Raw genomic sequence first — 4,597 nt, 5'->3', positions numbered from 1 at the left:
TGTTGCTTTATGAGTCTGAAATCAACAAAACCCGGCTGAATTTATGAGAGAATCTTGAGCAATATTGTCCCCCGACCGGAAGAGTGCTCATGGCCGAGATCAACAAAGCAACCCTTACCGAAGCCGACATCATCTCAAAGTACCTGCTGCCTGCTATCAAGGCTGCCGGGTGGGATGATCTGACCCAGATCCGCCAAGAAGTACCGTTGCGGGATGGCAAGGTGGTGGTGCGCGGCCAGATGGCGGCACGCAAGAAGGTCAAATCGGCCGATATCGTGCTCTATCACAAGATGGGCTTGCCACTGGCGGTGATCGAGGCCAAAGCCAACAAGCATGAGATTGGCAAGGGGATGCAGCAGGGGCTCGATTATGCCCGCCTGCTGGATGTGCCGTTCACGTTTGCCAGCAACGGCGATGGCTTCGTATTTCATGACAAGACCAATCCGGCCAAGCTGGAATCCGAGATCGCGCTGGAGGATTTCCCCAGCCCCGGCCAGCTTTGGGACAAGCTCTGCACCTGGAAGGGCTACAGCCAAGCGCAGTTGCCCATCATCAGCCAGGACTACTACTCCGATGGCAGTGACAAAACGCCCCGCTACTACCAGCTGCAGGCCATCAACAAGACCGTAGAAGCCATCTCGAAAGGTGAGGATCGGGTATTGCTGGTGATGGCCACCGGCACCGGCAAGACCTACACCGCATTCCAGATCATCTGGCGTTTGTGGAAGGCGGGCGCCAAGAAGCGCATCCTGTTTCTGGCCGATCGCAACATTCTGGTAGATCAAACCAAGATCAATGATTTTCAGCCCTTTGGCTCGGCCATGACCAAGGTTACCGGGCGCACGATCGATCCTGCCTATGAGATCCACCTTGCCCTCTATCAGGCGCTCACCGGGCCGGAAGAGTCGCAGAAAGCCTTTAAGCAGGTCTCACCCGACTTCTTCGACCTGATCGTGGTGGATGAGTGCCATCGGGGCAGCGCCGCCGAAGAGAGCGCCTGGCGCGAGATCCTCGAATACTTCTCATCGGCCACCCAGATTGGTCTCACCGCCACCCCCAAAGAGACCGAAACCGTCTCCAGCACCGATTACTTCGGTGACCCTGTTTATACCTACTCCCTCAAAGAGGGGATCGAAGATGGTTTTCTTGCCCCCTACAAGGTGGTGCGGGTCGATATCGATGTCGATCTGCAGGGGTGGCGTCCCACCAAAGGGCAGATGGACAAACAGGGCAACCTGATTGAAGACCGTATCTATAACCAGAAGGATTTCGACCGCACTCTGGTGATCGACGAACGCACCCAGCTGGTGGCCGAGACTATCACCAACTACCTCAAGAAAACCGACCCGATGGCCAAGACCATCGTGTTCTGCAACGACATCGATCATGCCGACCGGATGCGCCGGGCGCTGGTCAACCTCAACCCGGAACAGATGGCCAAGGATGAGCGCTATGTGATGAAAATCACCGGCGATGATGAGTTGGGCAAGGCCCAGCTCGACAACTTCATCAACCCGAAAAAGCCCTATCCGGTTATAGCCACCACTTCCGAGCTGATGACCACCGGCGTCGATGCCAAAACCTGCAAGCTGGTGGTGCTGGACCAAAATATCCAGTCCATGACCAAGTTCAAGCAGATCATCGGCCGTGGTACCCGTATCGATGACAAGTACGGCAAGCTCTGGTTCACCATTCTCGACTTCAAGAAGGCCACCGAGCTGTTTGCCGATCCCCGTTTCGATGGCGAGCCGGAGCGCGTCATGGTGGTCAAACCGGCAGACATCAACAACCCCGATGATGGCTTGGGCGATATCATCGATGGCGCCGATCCACTGCCAGCCGACGAACCCGGCGACCATGACGATCCGTTTGCCCCCGGGGTCGATGAAGAGCCCAACAGCTACACAACCGGCAGTGACGGTGGCCACAGTGGCGCAGGGAGTCAGGGCGCAGGGGGGCAGGGCACAGGCCCGCTGGGTGGCCCCGAGCCCGGGGTCAGCAAGTATTATGTCAACGGCGTGGCGGTCAGCGTCATCGCCGAGCGGGTGCAGTATTACGATGCCGATGGCAAGCTGGTGACCGAATCTTTCAAGGACTACACCAAAAAGACCCTGCTCAAAGAGTTTGCCACCCTCGATGCCTTCACCAAACGCTGGCAAGCCGCCGAGCGCAAGCAAGCCATCATGGATGAGCTGGCGCAGGCGGGCGTGCTGTGGGAGGTGTTGGAGCAGGAAGTGGGTAAGGAGCTCGACCCGTTCGACCTTATCTGCCATGTGGTATACGATCAGCCGCCACTGACCCGCCGCGAGCGGGCCAACAACGTCAAAAAGCGCAACTACTTCACCAAGTACAACGACACCGCCCAGCAGGTGCTTACCAGCCTGCTCGACAAGTATGCCGATCAGGGGGTGACCGAGATTGAGACCAAGGATGCGCTAAAAGTGGCCCCCTTTACCGAGTTGGGTCGCCCGCTGGAGTTGGCCAAGAAGGGGTTTGGTGGCCCCAAACAGTTCGAGCAGGCCATCACCGAACTGGAGCAAGAAATTTACCGTGAGCAGCAGAGCGCCTGACGGCCTGACTGCTTCTGAACTACCATGCGGCCATTCCAATGATGGCCGCTTGTTTGATCGATACTCCTGACGCATTCGCCCCTGTATTCGTCACCATTTTTGTAAAAAGCAGAGAATCCCATGTCATCCATCAGCTCAGTCATCAAATCCATTCAGGACATCATGCGCAAGGACGCCGGTATCGACGGCGATGCCCAGCGTCTCGGCCAGCTCTCCTGGCTGCTGTTTTTGAAAGTGTTCGACGCCCAGGAAGAGGAGCTGGAGTTTGAGCAGGATAACTACCGCTGCCCCATCCCCGAGCGTTTCCTGTGGCGCAAGTGGGCGGCCAATAGCGAAGGGTTGACCGGCGATGCCCTGCTCGATTTCGTCAACAACGATCTGTTCGACAGCCTGAAAAATCAGCCTGCCAATATCAGTCTCAACCCCCGTGGCTATGTGGTGAAAGAGGCGTTCTCTGATGCCTTCAACTACATGAAGAACGGCACCCTGCTCAAGCAGGTGATCAACAAGCTCAACGAGATCGACTTTACCGACAGCAGCGAACGCCACCTGTTTGGCGACATCTACGAGCAGATCCTGCGCGACCTGCAAAGCGCCGGTAACGCGGGCGAGTTCTACACCCCCCGCGCCGTCACCCGCTTTATGGTCAACCGCATCGACCCCAAACTCGGCGAGCGGATCATGGACCCGGCCTGCGGTACCGGCGGCTTTCTCGCCTGCGCCTTCGACCATGTCAAAGAGCACTATGTCGAGACCGCTGCCGACCATCAGACCCTGCAGCAGCAGATCCTGGGGGTTGAGAAGAAGCAGCTGCCGCACCTCCTTTGCACCACCAATATGCTGCTCCACGGCATCGAGGTGCCGGTGCAAATTCGCCACGGCAACACCCTCGACAAGCCGCTGTCGAGCTGGGATAGCGATATCGATGTGATCCTCACTAACCCGCCGTTTGGCGGCACCGAAGAGGATGGTATCGAGCAGAACTTCCCCGCCGATCTGCGCACCCGCGAAACTGCCGACCTGTTCCTGCAGCTGATTATCGAAGTCCTTGCCCCGGCAACAGATGGCAAGGGCGGCCGCGCCGCCGTGGTACTGCCCGATGGCACCCTGTTTGGCGAAGGGGTCAAAACCAAGATCAAGCAACTGCTCACTGCTGAGTGCAACCTGCACACCATAGTGCGGCTGCCCAACGGCGTGTTTGCCCCCTATACCGGCATCAAGACCAATATCCTCTTCTTCACCAAGGGCCAGCCCACCAAGGATGTCTGGTTCTACGAGCACCCCTATCCGGCTGGGGTGAAGAGCTACAGCAAAACCAAGCCGATGAAGTTCGAGGAGTTTGAGGCCGAGATCGCCTGGTGGGGGGATGAGGCGGACGGTTTTGCTGCCCGGGTTGAGAACGAACAAGCCTGGAAGGTCAGCATTGAGACCATTATCGAGCGTAACTTTAACCTCGATATCAAAAACCCCCATGTCGGCGAGCAAATAAGCCACGATCCTGACGAGCTGCTGGAACGCTATGCCACAGAGCAGGCTGAAATCCAGACCCTGCGTGACCAGCTAAAAGCCATTCTGGGTGATGCCTTGGGCAACAAGGCACCGCTCGGCAAGGGCAAGGCAGGTCAAGACCATGAGTGACGCGGCGCAACAGATTGCCATCTTCGAGGGGGAGTGCGGCGAGATCACCGTCACCCTGCAACAGGAGACCGTCTGGCTCAATCAGGCCCAACTGGCCCAGCTGTTTGCCAAAAACAAACGCACCATCTCCGAGCATATTCGCAACCTGTTTAAAGAGGGCGAGCTGGAAGAGAGTGCAGTTGTCCGGAATTTCCGGACAACTGCCAGCGATGGTAAAAGCTACGATACCCAACACTACAACCTCGACGTCATCATCTCGGTCGGCTATCGGGTCAAGTCACCGCAAGGGGTGCGCTTTCGCCAGTGGGCCACCCGGCTGTTAAAAGAGCACCTGATCAACGGCTACACCCTCAACCAGCAGCGCTTTGAGCAAAATGCCCGCGAACTGG

At 57.5% G+C, this 4,597-nt stretch carries 3 protein-coding genes; all 3 read left to right on the top strand.

The annotated features are described in order from the left end of the window. Nucleotides 1-89 precede the first annotated feature (89 nt). Complete coding sequence (gene hsdR, locus ACRAUW_RS16890) at nt 90-2,570, top strand: EcoAI/FtnUII family type I restriction enzme subunit R (protein WP_431363206.1); 2,481 nt, start codon at nt 90-92, stop codon at nt 2,568-2,570. Nucleotides 2,571-2,690: 120 nt separating this feature from the next. Beyond that, entirely contained in the window at nt 2,691-4,208 is a 1,518-nt protein-coding gene (locus ACRAUW_RS16885; RefSeq protein ID WP_431363205.1) for an N-6 DNA methylase, read from the top strand. Beyond that, nucleotides 4,201-4,597, top strand: a 397-nt coding sequence (locus ACRAUW_RS16880) for a virulence RhuM family protein (RefSeq protein WP_431363204.1), incomplete at its 3' end; no start/stop codon positions are given. The genes ACRAUW_RS16885 and ACRAUW_RS16880, both read left to right, overlap by 8 nt.

It is taken from the genome of Aeromonas sp., from assembly GCF_050633025.1.
Classification (GTDB): domain Bacteria; phylum Pseudomonadota; class Gammaproteobacteria; order Enterobacterales; family Aeromonadaceae; genus Aeromonas.
This window is presented reverse-complemented; position numbering and strand designations above follow the sequence as displayed.

What these genes read in the sequence shown, in the direction of transcription:
- ACRAUW_RS16885 (WP_431363205.1), top strand. Translation starts at nt 2,691, where the DNA reads ATGTCATCCATCAGCTCAGTCATCAAATCCATTCAGGACATCATGCGC.
- hsdR (WP_431363206.1), top strand. Translation starts at nt 90, where the DNA reads ATGGCCGAGATCAACAAAGCAACCCTTACCGAAGCCGACATCATCTCA.